The organism is Paenibacillus sp. FW507-14B1B (assembly GCF_058781425.1).
The window spans coordinates 518,846-540,005 of record NZ_JBYSWS010000001.1 but is presented as its reverse complement, the minus strand read 5'-3'; the positions used below and the strand labels follow the sequence as shown (position 1 = coordinate 540,005).

The 21,160-nt window shown below is 40.8% G+C and carries 24 protein-coding genes; 22 read left to right on the top strand and 2 right to left on the bottom strand.

The genetic code is table 11. The annotated features are described in order from the left end of the window. Window positions 1–22: 22 nt before the first annotated feature. A complete protein-coding gene (locus tag AC3WJJ_RS02380; RefSeq protein WP_492539554.1) occupies window positions 23–610 on the bottom strand; it encodes a GNAT family N-acetyltransferase in 588 nt (195 codons plus the stop codon). 271 nt (window positions 611–881) lie between these two features. On the opposite strand from AC3WJJ_RS02380, the gene AC3WJJ_RS02375 reads away from it, so the two are divergent. From AC3WJJ_RS02375 to AC3WJJ_RS02320, 12 genes are all read left to right on the top strand, one after another. Continuing rightward, entirely contained in the window at window positions 882–1,232 is a 351-nt protein-coding gene (locus AC3WJJ_RS02375) for a VOC family protein (RefSeq protein ID WP_492537665.1), read from the top strand. Window positions 1,233–1,297: 65 nt separating this feature from the next. After that, on the top strand, window positions 1,298–1,597 hold the full coding sequence (locus AC3WJJ_RS02370) for a DivIVA domain-containing protein (RefSeq protein ID WP_492537663.1): 300 nt from the start codon (window positions 1,298–1,300) through the stop codon (window positions 1,595–1,597). A gap of 57 nt (window positions 1,598–1,654) precedes the next feature. After that, window positions 1,655–2,965 (top strand): amidase, encoded by a 1,311-nt coding sequence (locus AC3WJJ_RS02365; RefSeq protein WP_492537661.1) that lies wholly within the window; start codon window positions 1,655–1,657, stop codon window positions 2,963–2,965. Between the two features lie 239 nt (window positions 2,966–3,204). After that, window positions 3,205–3,525: a PadR family transcriptional regulator gene (locus AC3WJJ_RS02360; protein ID WP_422661198.1), complete on the top strand. Its 321-nt coding sequence runs from the start codon at window positions 3,205–3,207 to the stop codon at window positions 3,523–3,525. 62 nt (window positions 3,526–3,587) lie between these two features. Beyond that, the gene (locus tag AC3WJJ_RS02355; RefSeq protein WP_492537659.1) at window positions 3,588–3,929 is read left to right on the top strand and encodes a DUF1048 domain-containing protein; all 342 of its coding nucleotides are present in this window, start codon (window positions 3,588–3,590) and stop codon (window positions 3,927–3,929) included. 144 nt (window positions 3,930–4,073) lie between these two features. Further along, on the top strand, window positions 4,074–4,835 hold the full coding sequence (locus AC3WJJ_RS02350) for an ABC transporter ATP-binding protein (RefSeq protein WP_492537658.1): 762 nt from the start codon (window positions 4,074–4,076) through the stop codon (window positions 4,833–4,835). Next, entirely contained in the window at window positions 4,836–5,585 is a 750-nt protein-coding gene (locus AC3WJJ_RS02345; protein ID WP_492537656.1) for an ABC transporter permease, read from the top strand. It abuts the gene before it with no gap. Between the two features lie 397 nt (window positions 5,586–5,982). Beyond that, window positions 5,983–6,288, top strand: coding sequence for a DUF3889 domain-containing protein (locus AC3WJJ_RS02340; RefSeq protein ID WP_492537655.1), 306 nt, complete (start codon window positions 5,983–5,985; stop codon window positions 6,286–6,288). 142 nt (window positions 6,289–6,430) lie between these two features. After that, entirely contained in the window at window positions 6,431–8,725 is a 2,295-nt protein-coding gene (locus tag AC3WJJ_RS02335) for a preprotein translocase subunit SecA (RefSeq protein ID WP_492537653.1), read from the top strand. A 227-nt stretch (window positions 8,726–8,952) separates the two neighbouring features. Next, a complete protein-coding gene (locus AC3WJJ_RS02330) occupies window positions 8,953–9,363 on the top strand; it encodes a MarR family winged helix-turn-helix transcriptional regulator (protein ID WP_422661205.1) in 411 nt (136 codons plus the stop codon). 20 nt (window positions 9,364–9,383) lie between these two features. Further along, the gene (locus AC3WJJ_RS02325) at window positions 9,384–10,022 is read left to right on the top strand and encodes a nitroreductase family protein (protein WP_492537650.1); all 639 of its coding nucleotides are present in this window, start codon (window positions 9,384–9,386) and stop codon (window positions 10,020–10,022) included. A 10-nt stretch (window positions 10,023–10,032) separates the two neighbouring features. Then, window positions 10,033–10,329 (top strand): putative quinol monooxygenase, encoded by a 297-nt coding sequence (locus tag AC3WJJ_RS02320; RefSeq protein WP_492539552.1) that lies wholly within the window; start codon window positions 10,033–10,035, stop codon window positions 10,327–10,329. A gap of 58 nt (window positions 10,330–10,387) precedes the next feature. On the opposite strand, the gene AC3WJJ_RS02315 is transcribed toward AC3WJJ_RS02320, so the two are convergent. Beyond that, window positions 10,388–11,221: a MerR family transcriptional regulator gene (locus AC3WJJ_RS02315; RefSeq protein ID WP_492537648.1), complete on the bottom strand. Its 834-nt coding sequence runs from the start codon at window positions 11,219–11,221 to the stop codon at window positions 10,388–10,390. Between the two features lie 101 nt (window positions 11,222–11,322). Here AC3WJJ_RS02315 and AC3WJJ_RS02310 point away from each other — a divergent pair, with 101 nt between their 5' ends. The 10 genes from AC3WJJ_RS02310 (at window position 11,323) to AC3WJJ_RS02265 (ending at window position 21,108) form a co-directional block, all read left to right on the top strand. Further along, entirely contained in the window at window positions 11,323–11,775 is a 453-nt protein-coding gene (locus AC3WJJ_RS02310; protein ID WP_492537646.1) for a GNAT family N-acetyltransferase, read from the top strand. 16 nt (window positions 11,776–11,791) lie between these two features. Further along, the gene (locus AC3WJJ_RS02305) at window positions 11,792–13,198 is read left to right on the top strand and encodes an MATE family efflux transporter (protein ID WP_492537644.1); all 1,407 of its coding nucleotides are present in this window, start codon (window positions 11,792–11,794) and stop codon (window positions 13,196–13,198) included. 273 nt (window positions 13,199–13,471) lie between these two features. Next, window positions 13,472–13,921: a VOC family protein gene (locus AC3WJJ_RS02300; RefSeq protein ID WP_492537642.1), complete on the top strand. Its 450-nt coding sequence runs from the start codon at window positions 13,472–13,474 to the stop codon at window positions 13,919–13,921. Window positions 13,922–14,245: 324 nt separating this feature from the next. After that, window positions 14,246–15,316, top strand: a complete 1,071-nt coding sequence (locus AC3WJJ_RS02295; protein WP_492537640.1) for a hypothetical protein — start codon at window positions 14,246–14,248, stop codon at window positions 15,314–15,316. 104 nt (window positions 15,317–15,420) lie between these two features. Next, a complete protein-coding gene (locus AC3WJJ_RS02290; RefSeq protein ID WP_492537638.1) occupies window positions 15,421–15,879 on the top strand; it encodes a GNAT family N-acetyltransferase in 459 nt (152 codons plus the stop codon). A gap of 212 nt (window positions 15,880–16,091) precedes the next feature. Beyond that, window positions 16,092–16,586, top strand: a complete 495-nt coding sequence (locus AC3WJJ_RS02285; RefSeq protein WP_492537636.1) for a hypothetical protein — start codon at window positions 16,092–16,094, stop codon at window positions 16,584–16,586. Window positions 16,587–16,814: 228 nt separating this feature from the next. Continuing rightward, window positions 16,815–17,870, top strand: a complete 1,056-nt coding sequence (locus AC3WJJ_RS02280; RefSeq protein WP_492537634.1) for an ankyrin repeat domain-containing protein — start codon at window positions 16,815–16,817, stop codon at window positions 17,868–17,870. A gap of 132 nt (window positions 17,871–18,002) precedes the next feature. Further along, on the top strand, window positions 18,003–19,652 hold the full coding sequence (locus AC3WJJ_RS02275) for a DUF6138 family protein (protein ID WP_492537633.1): 1,650 nt from the start codon (window positions 18,003–18,005) through the stop codon (window positions 19,650–19,652). Window positions 19,653–19,862: 210 nt separating this feature from the next. Continuing rightward, window positions 19,863–20,474, top strand: a complete 612-nt coding sequence (locus tag AC3WJJ_RS02270) for a TetR/AcrR family transcriptional regulator (protein ID WP_492537632.1) — start codon at window positions 19,863–19,865, stop codon at window positions 20,472–20,474. Between the two features lie 7 nt (window positions 20,475–20,481). Next, window positions 20,482–21,108, top strand: coding sequence for a GNAT family N-acetyltransferase (locus AC3WJJ_RS02265; RefSeq protein ID WP_492537630.1), 627 nt, complete (start codon window positions 20,482–20,484; stop codon window positions 21,106–21,108). Window positions 21,109–21,160 lie beyond the last annotated feature (52 nt).

Sequence of the window (21,160 nt, the reverse complement as noted above, 5' to 3'; positions counted from 1 at the left end):
TGATAATGAGTTTGTTCTCCTATTATAGGAATTGACCTACAGGAAGCTCGAGATTAATTGGCGATTGGCGTAGCTTTGTCTCATAGGTTTGCGCTTTCGCTGAGAATAGACGTAGCAGCACCACTACTTGTAGTAAATCGCTGGATAAGGCTCTTTCGTCGCAACTACCAATAAGCTTAACATTCGGATTCACTTGCCATGCACCAGCATGTTCGTAAAAACAGGCTAACGAAGGTTCGCATGTAAATACACCAAGATCTATATCACTATGCTCTTCAATCCATCGGGTAGCTGAAACGACAGTGCGCGAACCTAACCCTTGGCCTTGAAAATCAGGGTCAGTTGCCACACAGCTTAATCCAGCAATGTTAAACAACTGACCTGAATGTTTAATCGTTTTGCGCACGACCCCTACATAACTAGCTAACCTACCGTCTACATATGTAAGAAATGAACGAGCGTTTAATGATTCATCATGCGTCAGAGGAATGGTGTCATCTTGCTTTAGGTTCTCATCCGGCCAGATTCGATTTAACATTTCAGCGATCTCACGTCGACATGAATTAGGAGCATCATTATAGTTGAGAGATTGTACATAAGTCATCGCTATTCCCCTACTTACCATATAATTTATAGATAATAAAGTTCCAAATGTGATGATAATTAAGCCGTATTAATTGCGGTTTTTTTTGTTTTTCTAGAGTCTGATATCATGTCATAACTATATTGCTGAGGAGGATGCTTGTCTAGACCTTATTCTTTATCGAGATTCTATTAAGCTAGAGATTAAGATGATTGAATAACCTGGTGCTAGATGATAATGTAAAATAAGGTCAACGCTACTAAATTAGGAATTATTCTATTGAAACGAGGGTCTGTATATGAGGGTGAAACGTATTGTTACAAACATTGATACGCAGCATGTACCCGCAGCCAAAAGCTTTTATCAAGACTTACTCGAACTTGATTTATTGATGAATCATGAATGGATTCAAACCTATGGCTTACTTGGGGAGGAGAAAGTTCAGATAAGTTTCGCTTCACAAGGTGGCTCAGGTACACCTACACCTGATCTTTCGATTGAAGTCGATGATGTCGATGCAATGTACAATAGGATGATGAGTGCGGGATATACAATAGAATATGGACCTACGGATGAGCCTTGGGGAGTTCGTCGATTTTACGTCCGCGACCCATTTGGGAAGCTGATCAATATTCTTGCACATGTTTAATTCAGTAAATTGAGCGATTTTTTTAAGATGTGCGATAGAAAAGATACAAGGAGAGAGGATTAAGCATGAATACAACCATGAAAAGCCTTCAAGAGTTAGGAGTATCACTTACTGGCTTAGATATACATAACAAAGAATTCAAACATTCCATACGAGGTTATAACGAAGATGAAGTAAATGAATTTTTAGACGAGATCATAAAGGACTATGATCAAATTGGCATTATAGTTAAAGATCTACAGAAGAAAATAATAGATCTTGAGAACAAAGTTCCTCAAACTTCTTCAAGTGATATGGAAGGGATCATGCGGAGGCTTCGTGAGGTAGAGATCCATCTTTGGGGAAGGTCCAAAGATTACTATTAAAAACTAAATGTTTGTTTAGAGATGATTTTGTTGCAATAACGAAGGGGGAGTGGTTTTATGGTTGTTATTTCTGAAAGCTGGAAGTTGTCATCGGATATAGAGCCGAATACAAGTGATTTTCTTGATAGAGCACTCCATAGATTTTCAGAACGATACCGTCTAGCTGAGCCCTCTGTCCTCGCGTTTGTAGAAGAGGAGAGCCGCTTTAAACGCATCCGTCAAGAAACGGATGAGTTACGTAACCGGTTCATGGGTAGAACGAAACCACCTTTGTACGGGATGCCCTTTGGCGTAAAGGATTTATTTCATATCGAAGGTTTACCGACGGGTGCCGGATCCAAGGTGCCTTCTTCTCTGACAGGCATTGAAGGAAGTTTAATTCGTCGTTTGCGTGAACAAGGTGCGTGGTTTCCCGGGAAGACCGTAACGGAGGAGTTCGCTTATGCCGGATCAATTTCAACTCGAAACCCCCATGCACTCGAACATACACCGGGCGGTTCAAGTGCGGGTTCAGCTGCGAGTGTAGCATCAGGAATGTGTCCTGTTGCAATAGGAACTCAGACACTTCGATCCGTAACCGCGCCAGCCTCGTTCTGTGGGGTAACGGGGTTTAAGCCAAGTTATGGTCGTATCCCTATGGATGGTGTGATTTTACTGTCACCATCCATGGATACGGCTGGCATTTTCACAGCAGATATCAACTCACTGAGTATCGTCATACCTCACCTCATACCTGATTGGAACGTTCAACAAGGAAGTGATCAGTATGATCCAGAACGAAAACCGGTACTTGGTATTCCTAGTGGCATTTACATGGAACTTATGGGGGATGAGATTCGTGCGGCCTTTGAGAAACAGACGACTACGCTCATCCAAGCGGGATACACAGTAAGAACGGTAAAGATGCCTTGGGATGACTCTTTTATATACGGAGATGCCATGTTGCGATTTATTCAGGGTGAAATGGCAAGGGTGCACGAACAATGGTTTAATGAGCATAAAGACCAGTATGGTGAAGCGGTTCTACAGGCCATCTTAACCGGAAAGACAATTGATGACGAAGAATTAGTGAATTATCGAATTGAACAACAGCGCTTGCAGCGTAAATTAGCTGAATTCCGGCGTGAACAAGGGATTGATTTATGGATCTCACCCGCGCAAGGAGGCGTTGCTCCACCTCATGGTGGACGGACGGGTTGGGCGGGGATGACCGCGATTTGGACGTTTGCCGGATTACCAACGATAAATCTCCCTGTTGGGCAAGTGGAAGGACTGCCGCTTGGTTTTCAATGCATTGCTGAATTTGGACAAGATGAAATTCTCATGAATCATGCCGAGAAGATAGCTCGATTGTTAAATATGGAATAGTTAGAATTGATTTTTGGCTTTTTCGAATTTAGAGTCTCCTGTGACTTATGGACAGGAGACTTTTTTTGTTTTTAGAAATAGTTGACAACACTCACTACTCAGTGTTACATTATACCTGTAGTAAGTAATACAGAATAGGTTTGCATCAAATACAAAAGCAATCAATAAATTATACTTCCCCCTGGTATTACGCAAGACAGACTGAATAGAGGAGGGACATCATAAAGGAGGATCACAACATGGAAAATTTAACGGAAATGCTTAAAGGTTCTCTGGAAGGCTGCGTACTGGAAATCATTAGTCGCCGTGAAACTTACGGCTATGAAATTACACGCCGCTTGAACGAGTTAGGGTTTACCGAGGTGGTAGAAGGAACGGTCTATACGATCCTTGTGCGTTTAGAGAAGAAAAACTTAGTGAACATCGAAAAGAAACCTTCCGATATGGGGCCTCCCCGTAAGTTTTATTCACTTAATGAAGCTGGACGTCGGGAACTTGATCTGTTTTGGGAAAAGTGGGATTTTGTTTCATCAAAAATCAACGTATTGAAGTCCAGCTAGATTCATATGACCTTTCTATAGGACTCTTATTAAAGCGTTAGAATAAAAGGAGGCATAATAAAATGATTGAAATGATAAAAAAGCTAATGGGTGATAAAAAAGAATACAAGATGATGATGGCGAGGGTTGACGCACTGCCTGAAGACTATCAGTTTGTATTTAAGAAAGTTCAGAACTACATGTGGAATTTTGCAACAGGTAACGGGATGGATATGTTACAAATGCAGTATGAGCTAATCGATTTATTCGAATCAGGCGCAGCAGATGGTCGAGAAGTACTTGAAATTACTGGGGATGATGTGGCTTCATTCGCAGACGAACTAGTGGCAAATGCGAGGACCTATGTCGCTAAGTATCGTGAAGATCTGAATCAGAGTATCATGAAACAACTGGGAAAGAAGTAAATTAAAAATAATAATACCGACTGATTAGCTGGTTTCTTATGTAATGCGAATGATCACCTTAGCTACTCAGTTATATTTTTAGCTCAGTACTAAGTAGTACGTATTATCAGTAATACTAAATAGTTGATTAAGGAGGAAGAAAGTATGAGCAGTATAGCGATTTCTGTAAAAGCGTTGAGAAAATCCTTTAAAGACAAGGAAGTCTTAAAGGGAGTGGATTTTGAGGTACGCCCTGGTGAAATATTGGCACTATTAGGTTCGAATGGAGCGGGGAAGACAACGACCATCAACATCCTATCAACATTAATGAAGCCAGATAGCGGTAAAGTGGAGATTTGTGGCTATGATGTCCAGAGTCAATCGAATCATGTTCGCCAGAGTATCAGTCTTACCGGGCAGTTTGCTGCTTTAGACGGAATGCTCACGGGGCGCGAGAACTTGATGATGATCGCTAAGCTGCGGGGAGTTTCTCATCCTGCTCAGGTAGCCGATAATCTACTTGAAAGATTTAGTTTAATGGATGCAGCTAAGCGAAGGATAGATAAATACTCCGGTGGAATGAAACGTAGGATAGATATCGCGATGAGTTTGATCGGTTCACCAGCAGTCATTTTTCTAGATGAACCAACAACTGGGCTAGATCCTGAGGCCCGAATTGAAGTCTGGAATACGATTAAAGAACTTTCGAGAAGCGGAACGACAATCTTATTAACAACTCAGTACTTGGATGAAGCGGAACAACTGGCAGACCGTATTGCCATTCTGCACAGCGGTGAGATTATTACGACCGGAACCCTTACAGAGCTCAAAGAGATGTTCCCTCCCGCAAAAGTAGAATACATTGAGAAGCAGCCGACATTGGAGGAAATATTCCTCGCGATCATTGGCAACAAGGAGGAGAGATAAATGACCACCCATACAAGGATATTATTAGGACGTTTAATGCGTAACATCATGCGCAGCCCGGATACTATTATTACGGTGGCGATTACACCCATAATGATGATGCTGTTGTTTGTCTATGTATTTGGCGGTGCTATAGAAACAGGAACGGACAACTATATCAATTATTTATTGCCAGGAATCTTGCTGATGGCCATAGCTTCCGGCGTCGCTTACACGTCAGTACGATTGTTTACAGATGTAAAAAGCGGACTGATGTCGCGGTTTATTACAATGCCAATTAAACGTTCTTCGGTATTGTGGGCTCACGTGTTGACCTCACTTGTATCAAATGCACTTACTGTCGTGCTGGTTATCTTGATCGCTCTCTTCATGGGCTTTCGTTCTGGGGCTAGCTTACTTGATTGGCTCGCTGTTGTGGGAATACTAGGACTCTTTACAATGGCGCTAACCTGGCTGGCGGTCATTCCTGGATTGACAGCAGGCTCAATGGAAGGAGCCACAGCTTATTCGTACCCACTGGTATTCCTTCCGTTTATTAGTTCAGCTTTTGTTCCTACAGAAACCATGCCCACAATCGTCCGTGTGTTCGCTGAGAACCAACCTGTAACTTCAATTGTCAATGCGATTCGCGCTTTCTTGTATGAAGGATCTGTTGGTAACGATATCTGGGTCGCACTCGCTTGGTGTGTCGGCATTATGATGATTTCATACTTTTTTGCTAGTAAGGTATTTAAACGTCAAATAGGTTAGAATGTATAGATTGAGAGTGTTGCTGCGTTGTGTTAAGAATAATATTTCAAAGGGAGTATACGAATGATTCCTTCTTGTTTTTCAACTTACTGTTCAAGCATTCCCTTGATTAATGAGGTTCATGAATGGTCACTGTTAAGGAAATGGTCTAATTTCAAATCGGTGGTTTATGTTGGCTGATTAAGACATTACATTGGCTTGTATATGGTGGTACAGATTTGATTGCTGGATCAGAAGCTTGGATACCTGACCTGATAAAGGATGTAGAAGTTCTTTATCAGGAAATGGAGTAGTTTAAAATTCCCATGGCTCTCCACTTAGTGAACGAGGTTTATAGAAAGAATAATTATGAAAGATTTAGAGTATAATACCTGAAAATTTTAAAATGAGGGTTATTATGATTAGATTGGTGATTTGCTTAATAGTACTGTTTAATGTTTCCTCAGTTTCATTGTATGCAGAACCTGATTACGCCAAGTGGGGAGCAATTGCCGTAAAGGAAACTCAAAAACGATACCAGGAGAAGATCGTTGATTATAAGCACATTGGTCGAAGTGAACTTGCACCGAACAAGTCCGTAGAGAAGTTCAAGTTGTGGTTAAGAGGTCAAGAAGGAAATGAGTTTGGGGTTTATGTAACGATTACATTCGATCCGTCAACTGAGAATATTCAATCCATTCAATTCGACGAAACCACGCGATAAAAGAATCTTGTATTCGTAAGAACAATTATGGCAAGTAATTAAGGCTGCCAGCTTAGTTGGCGGTCTTTATTGTGTAAAATAGCAGGGGATTTCCAATATCTGTAGAATAATATTGAGATATGTACAGAGGAGGGATATTCCGATGAATGTAGCCGTCAAGTTAATACGAGAATTCAAAGATCATGATAACCGGCAGAAGTTAAGAGGTTACCGGGCTAAAGTGGATCTCATTCGGAGTCGCAACTTGTCAGATTGGGATGATAACCAGCTGAAATTGGAATCTCTTCGTCTGAAAAAGGAAGCAAAGTCGGGTGTGTCTTTAGATGAGCTTCTTGTTGACGCGTATGCGCTAGTCTGCGAGGCAGCGAAAAGAACGCTTGGTTTACATCCCTATGATGTCCAGATTATGGCTGCAATCGCTTTGCACGAGAGCTTTTTGATCGAGCAGCATACCGGTGAAGGGAAGACGCTCTCTGCTGTTATGCCAGCGTATCTTAATGCATTAAGTGGAGAAGGCGTCCATGTGTTAACGTTTAACGATTATTTAGCAAAAAGAGATGCGCAGTGGATGGGACCGATCTATCGTTTTCTCGGCTTGACGATAAATTCGGTTCAAGCGGACATGAGCTTGTCAGAGAAACGGGAAGCTTACGGCGCGGACATTACCTATGTTACGGCCAAAGAGGCGGGTTTTGATTATTTACGCGATACGATCGCATTGGATGAAGAAGACACCGTTCATCGTCAATTTCATTATGTCATCGTAGATGAAGCGGATTCACTCCTTCTCGACGAAGCGCGAGTACCGCTTGTTATTGCTGGTAAGCCTGAATCAATGTCCAATGAGGGTGTTCGTTATGCAAACGTGGCAAGACAGCTTGTGCAAGATGAACATTACCACTTTGACGAGTTCAAAAGAAATGTGTATCTAAATGAAGAGGGGTCTGCCTTAGCAGAATCACTACTCGGCTGCGGAAACTTATACGATAGTTATAATAGTCAATTGTTATCATCATTGAATTGTGCGCTGCAGGCGGAATCATTATTAAAGAAAGACGTCGATTACATCATCCGCGAAGGTAAAATCGAGCTGATCGATGAATATACCGGACGTGTAGCGAGGAACAGGCATCTTCCGGAAGGGCTCCAAGTGGCGCTGGCAGCTAAAGAAGGTCTTCAATCCTTAGCAGGTGGGAAAATCCTAGCTACGATCACTTTTCAACACCTCCTTAGCCTATATCCAAAGATGTGTGGAATGACGGCTACCGCACATGTATCTGCAATGGAATTTGAAGAAATCTATGCGTTGCAGGTATTGCAGATTCCGCCGAACCGGCCAAACATACGGATTGACCATCCCCATCGTATATACACCCATCGTGAAGCCAAACATAAGGCACTTGTGCAAGAAATCCTATCTAACCATAGGACTGGACGACCAATTCTCATTGGTACTTCTAGCGTGGAGGAGTCAGACAAGCTCGCCGAATCACTTGCTAATGCTGAAGTACCATGTCAAGTGTTGAATGCAAAAAACGACGCAAAAGAAGCAGAAATCATTGCAAAAGCTGGAGAAATCGGCTCCGTAACTGTGTCGACGAATATGGCGGGACGGGATATAGACATTCGTCTCGGGGGCGGCGATCTGCAACAAGCAGAAGTGGTCGCCAAGTTGGGTGGTTTATTCGTAATTGGAACTCATGTACATCAAAGCGTGCGGATTGATAACCAGCTTCGAGGGCGCTCTGGACGTCAAGGCGATCCGGGGGAATCTGTATTTTTCATATGTTTAGAGGACGAGTTAATCCAGCAGTTCGGCATCGACAAAGCGATTCCGCCTATGTATCGAGGTCTTAAGCAGGATGAAGCCCTAGGAGAGTCGGTACTTTATAATAAAATTGAACATATACAACGTGTTATTATGGGCCAAAACTTTCATATCCGTCAGGAGCTTAACCGTTATTCCGATATGGTAGAAGAACAGAGACGTATTCAATATGAGGAACGGCTCGGAATTCTGAAAGGTGAGCCTGCGATGAGCCCTTCAGAGCAGCGTGTAAGACTTTATTATATGGACAAGTTCTGGGCTGACCATCTAGCATACGTTTCTTACATACGCGAAAGCATCCATTTGACAAGCCTTACTAACCTTAATCCAATTGACGAATTTCATGGACTAATCATCCAAGCATTTGAGCAAATGCCGGCTAAAATAATGAGCGAGTCGGCAAAGATGCTCCTAAAGCTTGGAGGCTCTAATGATCCGGCAGAGTGGGAGAAGTTTGGGCTGAGGAGTCCCATTTCCACTTGGACTTATACGATGAATGATCAATACATGGATTACTTGCAGAATCGCAATTCATGGACAGTAGGTACGATTATCGCATACTGGATCCGAAAAATGTTTAAGCCGGTATTCAGTTGGGAAAAATTTTGATTTTGAGTTATAGATCTAAGATAAAAATATAATAAATTTAATGAAGCCACTGATATTGGAGCAGTGGCTTCATTTATTTATAAAGAACTTTATTATTAGTTACCCATAAACTTAGACTTGATTTTTTATAAACAATGATATAATATTGACCCATCAACTATTGATAGGTCAATGAATCGAAGGGGGTCTTTATCATCTCTACATGTCATAAAGATGACCTGCTGTACTTGCTAATACATTTAAACAAGCATATAGCAACCCGGTTTGAACGATGTGCTGGGGTTAGTCCTAATCGACTTGAACTTCTATGCAAACTGACGGGTGGCCAGATCAGCCAAACGGATCTCCAGAAAGCAGTGTCAATTGACCCAGCTGCGGTAACCCGCCATGTTAAGCAGTTAGAAGTTGAAGGAATTCTTATGCGAACAAAGTGTGAGAAGGATAACCGAATTACGTTAGTTCAATTAACCGAAGAAGGACAACGTAAAGTTGCGATGTTTAAAGCGGACAAAGAACGATTTCTAGAGGATCTACAAGCTGGCCTCACGGAATCAGAACGACTTGAGTTTATTCATGTACTGCGTAAGCTGAACAGCCAGATTCAACAAATGACTGAAACTAGTAAGACAACTAAGTAAAGAGATTAGGAGAGAATATGATGACTGTAACATCCCTAAACAATGACTATAAAGAGATTATTACGACACGGCGCTCAGTTCGTGTGTACGATCCAACGGTTAAGATTAGCCGTGAGGAAATGAATGAAATTTTAGAAGAGGCAACATTAGCACCATCATCCGTTAATCTCCAGCCTTGGAGATTCCTTGTTGTGGAGAGTCCAGAAGGTAAGTCCACCCTAGAAGAGCTTGCACCAAGTAACAAAACACAAGTAGCGACTTCTTCTGCTGTGATTGCTGTATTCGCAGATATGAAGGCATTTGAAAATGCAGATGAAATTATGGGTACTGCAGTGGAAAAAGGATTTTTGCCACAAGAGATTAAAGATCAACTGATGGCTAACTACACTAACCTTTTTGAACGTTTGCCAGCACAAGCTTTTCGTGAAATGATTCTTATTGATAGCGGTTTGGTATCCATGCAGTTAATGCTTTCAGCTCGTGCTCGCGGATATGATACAAACCCAATTGGTGGATTTGATAAATCCAACATTGCAGAAGCTTTCGGTATGGAGAAGGAACGTTATGTACCGGTTATGCTCATCTCTGTTGGTAAAGCGGCTAAAGAGGCACGTAGAACAACTCGTCTCCCTATTGATCGTATTGCGGAGTGGAAGTGAGGTTATGGAAATGATTATTATTCATGCAGAAATGAAAGTGAACCCAGAATTAGAGGCAGAGTTTCTCGTTACTATACAAGAACTTATTGAGTCATCCCGCACAGAAGCAGGAAATGTGTCCTACAAGCTGATGAAAGATATTGAGCAGGATAACACATATCTGATGGTTGAACAGTGGAGAGACCAAGAAGCTGTGGCAGCGCACAATACAAGCAATCATTTTCAAGCATTCGTTGCAACAGCCCCGAAATATTTGACAGCACCGTTACAAGTCCAAGCTTTTGTAGGTCAACCTATCAACAAATAGATTAAATATACAATCAAAAGAAGTCGCGGATACCGCGACTTCTTTTGATTTGATTGCCTTATTCATTGTCCAGAGCTTTAATCATAATCCGGGTGACATAATTCTCACTTCCGCTAACCGAAATTTCATCCAAAATGTACTCCTCGTAAGAGTATCCTCCAATATGAATATCATGCTCATGTATATAATCCAGCATCTTCTGATAAGTCTGTGCAATGTACTCATCTGAACCCTTATGATAAGCCACAATATAGGTACCTTTAGGTTTGATATGATAAGTAGCACCTTGTAAGTGTTTGGCTGTTTTATTGTACAGATACGTATAGTTCCCATAGTCTCCTTTTAAAATGTTATCTCTGCTTACCATCGCACCTATAGGATAGCCCATATCTAATTCATTCTTGTACAGATAATCAATAAATTCGGCAACAGATTTCAAAAAATCTCGGTCTGAGCAGTCCAGTATCGATTCACTAAGAAATAAGAGTTCTTCTTCTTGATGAATCCGTGTAATCTCCAAAATATCTACATTTAGTGCCGATTCCGTAATGTTAATCTTGGTTTCAATAATTTTTTGAAGTTGACGCAAGTCATGAATCTTCTTATCCATTTCTAGATATTTGCTTTTCAATAGATCGATCAGCTGCAAAGGCGTCTTGTTCTCGAAAAACCGCTTGATTTCTTTTAGAGGCATGTCCACTTCTTTCAATAACTCAATGACATGAAAGAGGTCGAACTGATGGTAGGAATAATAGCGATACCCATTCTCCAATTTAATCTCAGGGGATAATAGGCCGATATCATCATAATGAAAAAGGGTTTGTTTTTTCACATTACACAGCTTAGCGAATTCACCTGTTGTAAAATACTTCCTTGTAATATCATCGTTCATCGTTATACTTCTCCTTGACTATATGGTTACCGGATACTTTACCATGTAACTATACCACGTATAACGTGACGGAAAAAGGAACGGAAGGGATTGACGACAGCATGAGCATTTCGTTGCGTGAGGTAACGGGAGACAATAAGGAAGAGGTTCTACAGATTCAAGTTAAAGAGACACAGTCTGGATATATCGAAACCGTGGAGGCATGTTTAGAAGAAGCTAAACGATGCAAAATGTTCAAACCTGTAGGACTGTATGTAGATGAATCAGTAGTAGGGTTTGCGATGTACGGATTCTTTCCGGAAGAAGGCGATAACGGGAGAGTCTGGATGGACCGTCTATTAATAGATGCCTCTTTCCAAGGTCAGGGGCTCGGATCCCTCGCCTTGGTAGCCTTATTAGAAAGACTCAGAAGAGAATTTAACTGCGAAGAAGTGTACCTAAGTGTGTACGAAGACAATGTCGTTGCAATTAGAATGTACGAAAAAGCGGGATTTTTCTTTAACGGAGAAAGAGATGAAAATGGAGAAAAAGTAATGGTAAAGAAATTTATATAGGTAATAGGTGACAACAATGACTAGCATAAATCATTTAGATCAAACATCCATTGATCTTAGAACGAAAGACACGAAGAAACTATACTTTTCTTATTTAGTTCCTTCAATACTGGGTATGATGCTTATGGCGATTAATATACTCGTGGATGGAATTTTTGTTAGCAACGGGATCGGACCAGAAGCCCTTGCAGGAATCAACATTGCCGTGCCGATTTTCTCGATACTGCTGTCGATCTCGCTGTGGATTGGCATGGGCGGCGCGACACTGTATTCTATAGCGTTAGGTGAGAACAAACCGGAGAAAGCAAGGTCTATTTTTACACAATCCTTCTTTCTGGCTATATTTATTGTTGGTTCACTCATCATCATTGGATTATGGAAGCAACGGGAAATTGCTTATCTTTTTGGCGCAAGTGATGAGATTTTCCCTTACGTAAGAGATTATCTCTCTGTCATTCTAACGTTTGGTATTATTTATGTGGTGGAGAATATATTGAGTATCTTCATACGTAACGATGGCAATCCGAAACTTGCGATGCTTGGTCTTGGGATTACGGCCATTTTAAATATTGTTTTTAATTACATTTTTATTTTTATATGGGATATGGGAGTAAGTGGCGCAGCTTATGGTACAATTCTGTCTACCGTGATTGGTTTTGTTGTGCTTCTGTCTCATTTTGTTCGAAAGAAAAGCATTCTTAAATTTACAGCATTACGATTCAAAGTTTCGACCATTTTGGAGATTCTGCAAATTGGTTTACCTAGCTTTATTGTAGAAGCTTCTATTGCGGTAACCGTCATTGCCTATAATATTACCTTCATGCACTTCGTGGGAGAGATTGGTGTAACTTCATACGCGGTAATCAACTATGTACACAGTGTATTTATTATGCTGTTTATCGGAGTAGGAGCTGCTCTTCAGCCGCTCGTAAGTTTCCATCATGGGGCTAAACTGTATGGTAGACTTCAGCAATTCGTAAGGCTTGGACTTGTTACAGGTATATTACTCGGAATCGGAATATTGCTCATAGGCTGGTTCGAGGGAGAGACGATCATTGCGTTGTTTGGGGTAACATCGGAACAAGTTATGATCTATACCAAGCAAGGAATAACTCTCTTCTTTATCGGATATATATTTCTCGGGTTTAATCTGGTATATGCTGAATGTTTCCAAGCGATTGAAAAAATTAAGTTATCCTCAGCTATTATTTTGATGAGAAGCCTTATTCTTTTCTTGCCCCTGCTATGGATCTTACCTACCTTTTTCGGAAGTGATTCTATCTGGCTAGCATTCCCGTTAGCAGAAGGGCTTACGGCAGTTGGGTTAATCATTGCAAGGTTTACAACGAAATCGATGCAGCTCTCGCCTACGGAACAAATATCTAGATCAGTAATAAAGGCAGAATCTAGACCATCTGCGTAGGATGAAAAGGAAGATCGTGATTAACGAGACACTATATTGCAATTACAAATAAATAATAGGCTGCAAATATAAAAAGCTAAAAAGTCGCATTTTATGAGACTTTTTAGCTTTTTATCATTTCTGATATGATTTCATGCAAACATGATGTCAACGCCTTCTAATAAACTAATTGGCAGATAGTGAAATCGTAAATGTTTTTCTTTTTTTGTGAAGGATACTTCGGGATTGTGCCGAATGATTTTACAGAATGACACCAAAAATGGAGGTATATTTGTGAGAGAACAAGGAATCAATGAAAAGTCCAGAATAACACTGGGAAAGCCGATTCAAGTGCGTCTAGTTTCCGACCTGCAGAAATCGCAGTCCTATTACCGCGATTGTCTCGGATGTTCTGTGGATGATTGGGGTCATGCGGAACGTGATGATGTGTGCTTCATACTTCAGCAAGCTGTTTCAAGCGAGGATGTAAAACCAAATGTGGCTTCTGCAAAGCGCCCAAATTATCCTACTGAATGGGTAGGTCCTGACTACGGCTGGGATACTTTTCTGCATATCGGTTGGGAGGAACTAGACCAATTTGTCGAAGAAGTGCGTGCGAACGGTGGCAATATCGGAATCGAACCGTTTATGGGAGAACACGGCGATTGGGAATTTAAGAATGCCCATATTCTTGATCCTGACGGATATAACATTGTTCTTGGTGCAATGCGAAAGATCAAGTAACGATAGCAAGCCATCATTAAACTAACGGAGAACGACAATTGAATGATTACAAGAAGCAGCTGCTCAATTGACTGGCTGCTTTTCTTTTTTTAGGTGGATTTTGAGTCGAGTAACTCGGTCGATATATATTAAGAATGTGGAAGTATTTCCCGAACAGCTAAATGGATGGTAGGAAATACCCTTGGAAGATGATACATTTAAATAATACAAAAATACATATTATAACAACAGGGGGAAATCAAAAAGATGATTCAGTATTCTCGAAAGAAAACTAGGCTATACACCTTTCTGCTAGTAATTTTTTTGGCAGGAGTTTGCATGTTTGTGTCAGTAGATTCAGCACAGGCGAAGCAGAATAGCATGCCTGTTGAAAAATTAAAAAAGATAAGTCGATTGTCATTTACTTTGCGGGATGCTTATCAGAACTCCTATACGGTCTATATTTTCGCTCAAGATGAAAAGTCATCAACCTTGACTGAAATGGATTATTGGACCGGAAATAAACCGGGAGATAAGAATTACATAGGTACATATAAAGCCGCACTTGTTAAAAAAGGAGCTTCATACGGAACGCTTCAATCTGTGAATCTGGGACTGCACACGATTACATTACCTCAAAACTGGCATTATTCGGTTCAAAGTAAAGAAAAGGGGACACCAGATATTCTGATGATTACAGAATGGGGAACATCCAATTTCAATCTGGCTACTCCCTTCATTATTCGTTCAGGGTCGCTGATGCCCGTGAAGTTCGTTAATCCTAATGGCAAGAAAATAGATGATTATTATCCAGCAGGGCGGGGGGACGGTGTTCGCATGCTGTCAGATGCGCGGTTGCAGTTCAAGTTTTACAATAATGCTGTTGCCAAGTATGCGGTAAATACGTTCAAACTTAATGTGAGTAAGCGTGAACTCCGTTTGGCAGACACAAGATACATGGATTACAATCATCCATCATGGCCCAACTCGGGTATGGGTGACCATGCTTACCTTGAAAGCTTGAAGACTGCTGCAAAGAAAGGGATTCTTCCCGAACAGCCTGGTATCAAGCTCGGCATGACTCATAAATCGCTCCAAAGCACTCTTAAAAAAGCTAAACTGCGAGAAAATGGTGAATGGGGTGCATTCTATGTATATCAAAACTATGCTATAGGCTTTGACTCCTATCTCCATGAGCTGGATTCCACTTCAAAAGTTATGGTATTCAATCTTTTTGCCGAAAAGCGAAATTTGTACCCGTCAACAATAAAGCTGTGGCTAGGCAAACCGAATAATGAATATTTCAATGAGGCTGAAGGTGTGTATGACATGATCTACAACTTTGGCTCAGGCAACCTGTCATTTCATTATGATGAAGAGGATGGCCAAATCTACTCAGCAACGATTTATAGATAGTCAGTTGATGATAAGGGCACTCGAAACTATCAAATCTATATTAATCAAGTAACTCTTATCAATTTCCCATTATTCAAAAGGGATTAGACTAACGGAATGTTTATGTGGAGGTGATAAATATAGATACAGATGTCTATGTAAGATTGGCTTATCTAACGGATGCAGAAGAACTTTCGAGGCTAAATCAAGAGTTTAATGGTGGTGAAAAAAGACCTCCAGATAAGATAGCTGAGCACATGAAAATAAATCTTAACGAATTGATTGCCGTGGCAGAGATTAGTGGTAGAATTGTTGGTTTTGGATGTGCTCAAATTTATTATTCATTTTGTTATGAAGAACCACACGGAGAAATTACCGAACTATATGTAGAAGAAGCCTTTCGAAGAAAGGGAATTGCAATAGCAATAATTACTTGTCTGGAAGAAGCTCTTAGAACTCGTGGGGTTAGAAGTACGAAGGTTCTGACTGGTCGAGGAAATAACGCTGCAATAATGACATATGAACAATGTAATTATGTTAAAGATGATGAACAATTGCTAATTAAAAGGTTGGTGAAGACTTAAATAACATTTCCAAAGCTTGAGCCTTGCTTGGTTCAAGCTTATTTTGCTTTTTAAAATATAGAAGATATCGATGTTTTCCGGATTAGTGAAGGTAAAAGTACATCAACATATGATTCTCCTTATAATATTACTATTGGCTACAGAGCCTTGCTGACATGAATTCATAACAGCAAAACATTGAGGATTTATGTATACATAGGATAATATTAGTAGTGATTAACATACGAGAGAACTTCCAAATTCATGTCGGTGATTCTGATAGAACGGAGCAGGAAGTGCAGCAGATTGGAGTGATTGTTTTGAAATATTTAAAAGATATTCAGGAGCCGGGAATGGGGACTTGGTATTTTGAAATTGATAACGGTGGGGTTGTATACAGACAGATGGTTTATCATGATGACGGTATCTGTATCACATCAAATCGAAAGCATCCTCTCTATCATTTCATGCTGGCAGAACATCCACTAGATGCTAAGGAACCCTACTATAAAGAGATTAGTCAGACGGAATTCGAGGAGCTCTGGCACGAGCAACTACAACTCGGTGTGGAAGATTGGAATCGGACCCAAAGTCTGTTCCCTGTCGGGACTCGAGTGGAAGGTTATATAGAAGGTTTTTTTCCACAAGGTACCTTAATTAACTTACTTGAACCTCAGGCGGTAGGTATAACGGATACATCCGATTTGAAATCTAAAACCCCCGGTTGAATGGATGTATCCACGTTATCGAGTGATCGCCGAAGTAACTGGATACGATGAAGTTAATCAGTGGGTACGTCTTACTCTTGCTGAAGTGATGGGAAGTCAGTACGAAATGGCTGAAGTTAATTAATAGGGCAAATTTTGATGGAGTCGTGTAAAAAGCGGCAATCCTAGGTAGTGACTTCATTATGAAAAACAGTTTGGGGAGCTTCCCCTTAAGGAGAGAACTTACATATGGGCAAGAAGAAAAAAACCTTACCAAAAAATTTTGATGAACTAATTCATGCAGGCGATCTATCTGTTCAAAAAGAGGTATTCACTCGATGCGAATTGGATGCACGTGGCGGTTATAGTAAATCAACAACCTTGAGTTTCTTTGAAATACCGAATGATTTAGTTCGCTGGCTTGTGGAACAGGGTGCCGATATAAATGCTGGAGACAATTATGGAAGAACGCCATTGCACAATCATGCAATTAGTTGGTGTGGTAATACTGAATTGCTGCTTGATTTGGGCGCAGATCTAGAAGCTACTGATTATCAAAATGAGACACCTTTATTTGCCGCTGCAGGTTCATTTAAGCCAAAAGCGGTTCACAGCCTGGTTACTAAAGACGCAAATATCAGCGCAAAAAATAACATGAATCAAACTCCATTAGAAAAAGCTTTGGCCGTGTGCAGAAACGCAGATATTGTTAATATGGTGGAAGTTGCTGATATTTTGCTTAACGCTGGATCCACTATAACGACGGAAATGAAAGAATCTATTAAGCGAATCGGAAACGACTTTGAATTTCACAGAGAGGGGTTTAATAAAGAATATTTGAAACAAACGGATGAGGCACTTCTACGTTTATATGAGTTATTTGATGTTCCCCCGGTAGAGAAGCGTAAGACGCACGACGGCGCCTCTTCAATAGCGGTATCAACAAAGGGATGGCAGGCGCAACATAATGAACTCTGGGATTTACTAATTCCTTCAAAAGGTCATGCGAAAACCGTACAGGGTGAAGTTATCCGTATTACTAGCAAAGTGTCATATGAAATTTTAGATAATGGCGGTATCAACTGGGATACTCAATATCGTAAAATGCTCAAAAGCTTGATACATTACTTTAACTTGGGTACGCCATTAAATCCTGATGAACTTCAGGAGGCAGCAACATTAGCGAAAGAACTTCAGAACGGAAATGGCAGTGATGAACCAGCAAGACTGTGCGAACTAGCTGTGCATTGGGTACTCAGTAATCCGAATCCTATGATGCTAGAACAGCCTGACTATAAACGTTAAGTGATTTTCGTAAAGAGAGAGCAGAGGACAGATGTTATGTCTGTAGCACCTGACGTGGGAAGATGGTTATTCCCTGGGAACAAATAGGGGTTCTGTTCGGAACACATATTTAGCCAAACAGGAGGAGCGGTAATGGACGCAGCTGTGCAGAGGTTTTTAGATGATGTATGGAGCGAATTGATGACCATATACAAGAAAGAGAGTGAAAGAATAAATGGATTCATAGGTCATCGTTCGCTTCAGGCAGGAGTTAAGGATTTTCTTCAAGTAGCTTGGCGTGACGGAAAAATACATATAGATGTCGAAGAACCACTAGATTGGATGGACAGTTCTTATGCTATTGAAGCAGGTCCTTATATCGCTGAGCTCACGGATGAACTCATTAGATCTGAGCTTTATCCACAATTACGCGAGCGAGTAGAGGAACTCTTTTTATCAGATAAACTAGGTCTTCATTTATTTGATTACCGATTCCAGCTCGTACTTACTTTTGAAATGGAGGACGAAGACTTAAAAATTTGCGAGCATCTCGTAAACGGAGAGAAACTGAATGAACTCCAGGAATCATTACAAAAGTTTATAACATCCAAAATCATGGCTGATCTCCCGGTATTGCCAAGTGGGGATGACCAGTTTTTCTTTTCTCGTCACTTGATGAACCCTGATCTTATGGAACAGGAAGAAGTAGTTGTTGATCCTCTGATTCAGCGTTTATCGGACAAGCTCAGAAGTAACAGGGAACGCTTGAACGAATGGATTGACCAGTATACTTCAGCTATGGATCATTGGATTCAAGACATTTTTCTTCCTCGCTATTTTAAACGTGCAGACAGCTATTCGATGGACTGGACACTCAAGGAAGATACGCCTCTTTTGAATTTGAGTGAGGATGGGCTTTCCTTTTTTGTGTATGCCGCTTTGCAAATAGGTAAATCGAAGCCAGATCTCCGGGAGCAATATTTGAAGCTTGCGGTCCAACTTGGCTCAAAACAGGCAGCGGAGTATATCGAGCGAGGAAGTGGGAAATTCGATCCCGTATATAAAGGCAGCCATGTTGAAATTCATAATAATGATGTAACTCAGACCATTGAGGTTCGGATTTTGGCCGAGGAGGAAGCAGCTTATGGGGAAGCGTTAGATCAAATTATCGAATTGTTGCAGAATGGATTTCCGAAGGAATATAAGCTGAAGCTAAAAAGTAAACAAAAGCACTATCTTCCTCTTAAAAAAATGGCTAAATCAGGACTGCATCAGTTTTTTGCAGGAGCGCTAACCTATCCGGCCCTTTTTCAAAAGTTAGAAGCGTATGCGAATACCGCTATGGAACACTATGCGTGGTACAAGGACACAGAGCCGAGCGAAAAGTCGGTTATGCCTGGTACCTATGCCGTTCTCGGACTGGGACTATATAGCAGCGAATATTACTCACTTGTCTCTCGATATATGGAGATGGTAGATTCGGAGCACCAAATGATACAGGATGGTTATGCTGAGGTCTTTATTGATGCACATGGTGTGGATACGGAGCATATACCAGTACTGGTAGATATTCTGCTTGCAGGAAATGAGGAAGCCCGGCCTGTGAAAAACTTCGTAATTGATCGGGTCGAGCTAGCGGAAGTGCTGCTTCAAGAGCTGTTGTCTAAAGAAATATATGAACGTGAGCAAGTTCTATATCGGATTTTCGGAAGCCGTACAAAGCTTGAAAAAGCCGTTAGGTCAGAACAAACGGAGCCTAAGCTTAGAGTTGTTTATGCGAAACTACTCGCTCTTCTAAGTTGATTGATTCTAAATCGAAAAAGATCTGAGGAATATGAAAGAGAGTCAGGGTGATTTCAAAACGATAGCTCAACAAGAAGGCAGCTGATCATTATGATCAGCTGCCTTTGTTAAACTAACCGGCAGAATCGCTAACTGAGGTTGAATATTGATATCCCGTTTTCAATGTTTTATAATGAGTAAAAATTCATTCATTAAAAAGGAGTGAGTTGGTTGCCGCGTAGCAAGGAACAGTTTGAAAAAATGCGCAATGCCACGAGGGAAAAAATCCACTCAGCTGCGATGCAGTTATTTGTTCATCAAGGATTCGGCTCCACGAACGTTCAAGATATCGCGGATACAGCTGGCATTAGTATTGGACTACTGTATCGTCATTACAAAACAAAAGATCACTTAATTAACGAAATCGTTGCCTACGCAGTTGAAGGGTTGAAACATAATATTTCTCTCTTTGAATCCGATCAATCCCCTAAAGATTTAATTACTCAGTTTGTGGACGAAGTCTACACTGACATGATTAATGGGGATGAACTAGCCCATCTTTTGATCCTTATTAATCAATCGCTATTAGCTGGAGCTGCCATAGCCTCAACACATTATGAAGAGATCCTCCAGATAAATGCCAGACTGCTTGATTCTACGGTACAGCTCATTCGCAAAGGTCAGCAACTTGGGGAATTTCACTCGGGTGATGCACAGGAAATGGCTGCTCTTTTTTATGCATCGATTCAAGGTTTGGCTCAGATGAAAGTATTACTAAAGAGCAACTTTACCATGCCCTCACCATATATACTCACCGCATTTCTATTGAAGGAAAGGAAGTGACCATGTCATGATAACCGTGGTTAAAGCCGAACAAGCTGAATTTGATGTGAGGAAAGGAATATCTGAAATATTTGCAGAGGGATTCACACAGTGGCTAGAGTTTTTCTCTAAGGACCCCAAAAGGATTGCTGCGGCGTTCGCTCATATATTCGTTCTGGAGCAATTCTATGTTGCTTTATACAAGGGGCAAGTGGTCGGAATGGTTGCTTGTACAGATGGAACTTCACTTTCGGTTAAACTGAATAAAAAGGAACTACGCAAACATTTAGGCTTTTATAAAGGTACTATGGCCGGTATTTTCTTAAAAAAAGAGTTTGAAACTCCCATTGTTCATCCCTTACCTGGTATAGGGTACATTGAATTTGTAGGAACGGCTGCCGAATTCAGGGGGCAAGGTATTGCTTCGCAAATGATTTGTCATATCCTTGAGCAAACACCATATGAGAATTTTTTGATTGAAGAAGTAGCCGATACCAATATTCCAGCCATGAAACTCTATAATAAATTAGGTTTTGAAGTATACAAACGCAGACAAATACCAATTAAGCGGGCAAAGAAAATCGGGATCAATTCCCTAGAATCATTGAGATATTCAAAAAATAAACACCACACTAGTTCAATTCAGAAAGATTAAAACCTACTATTAGATGCAAATTAGAATTAGAAGCTCTATTAGTAGGTTTTAT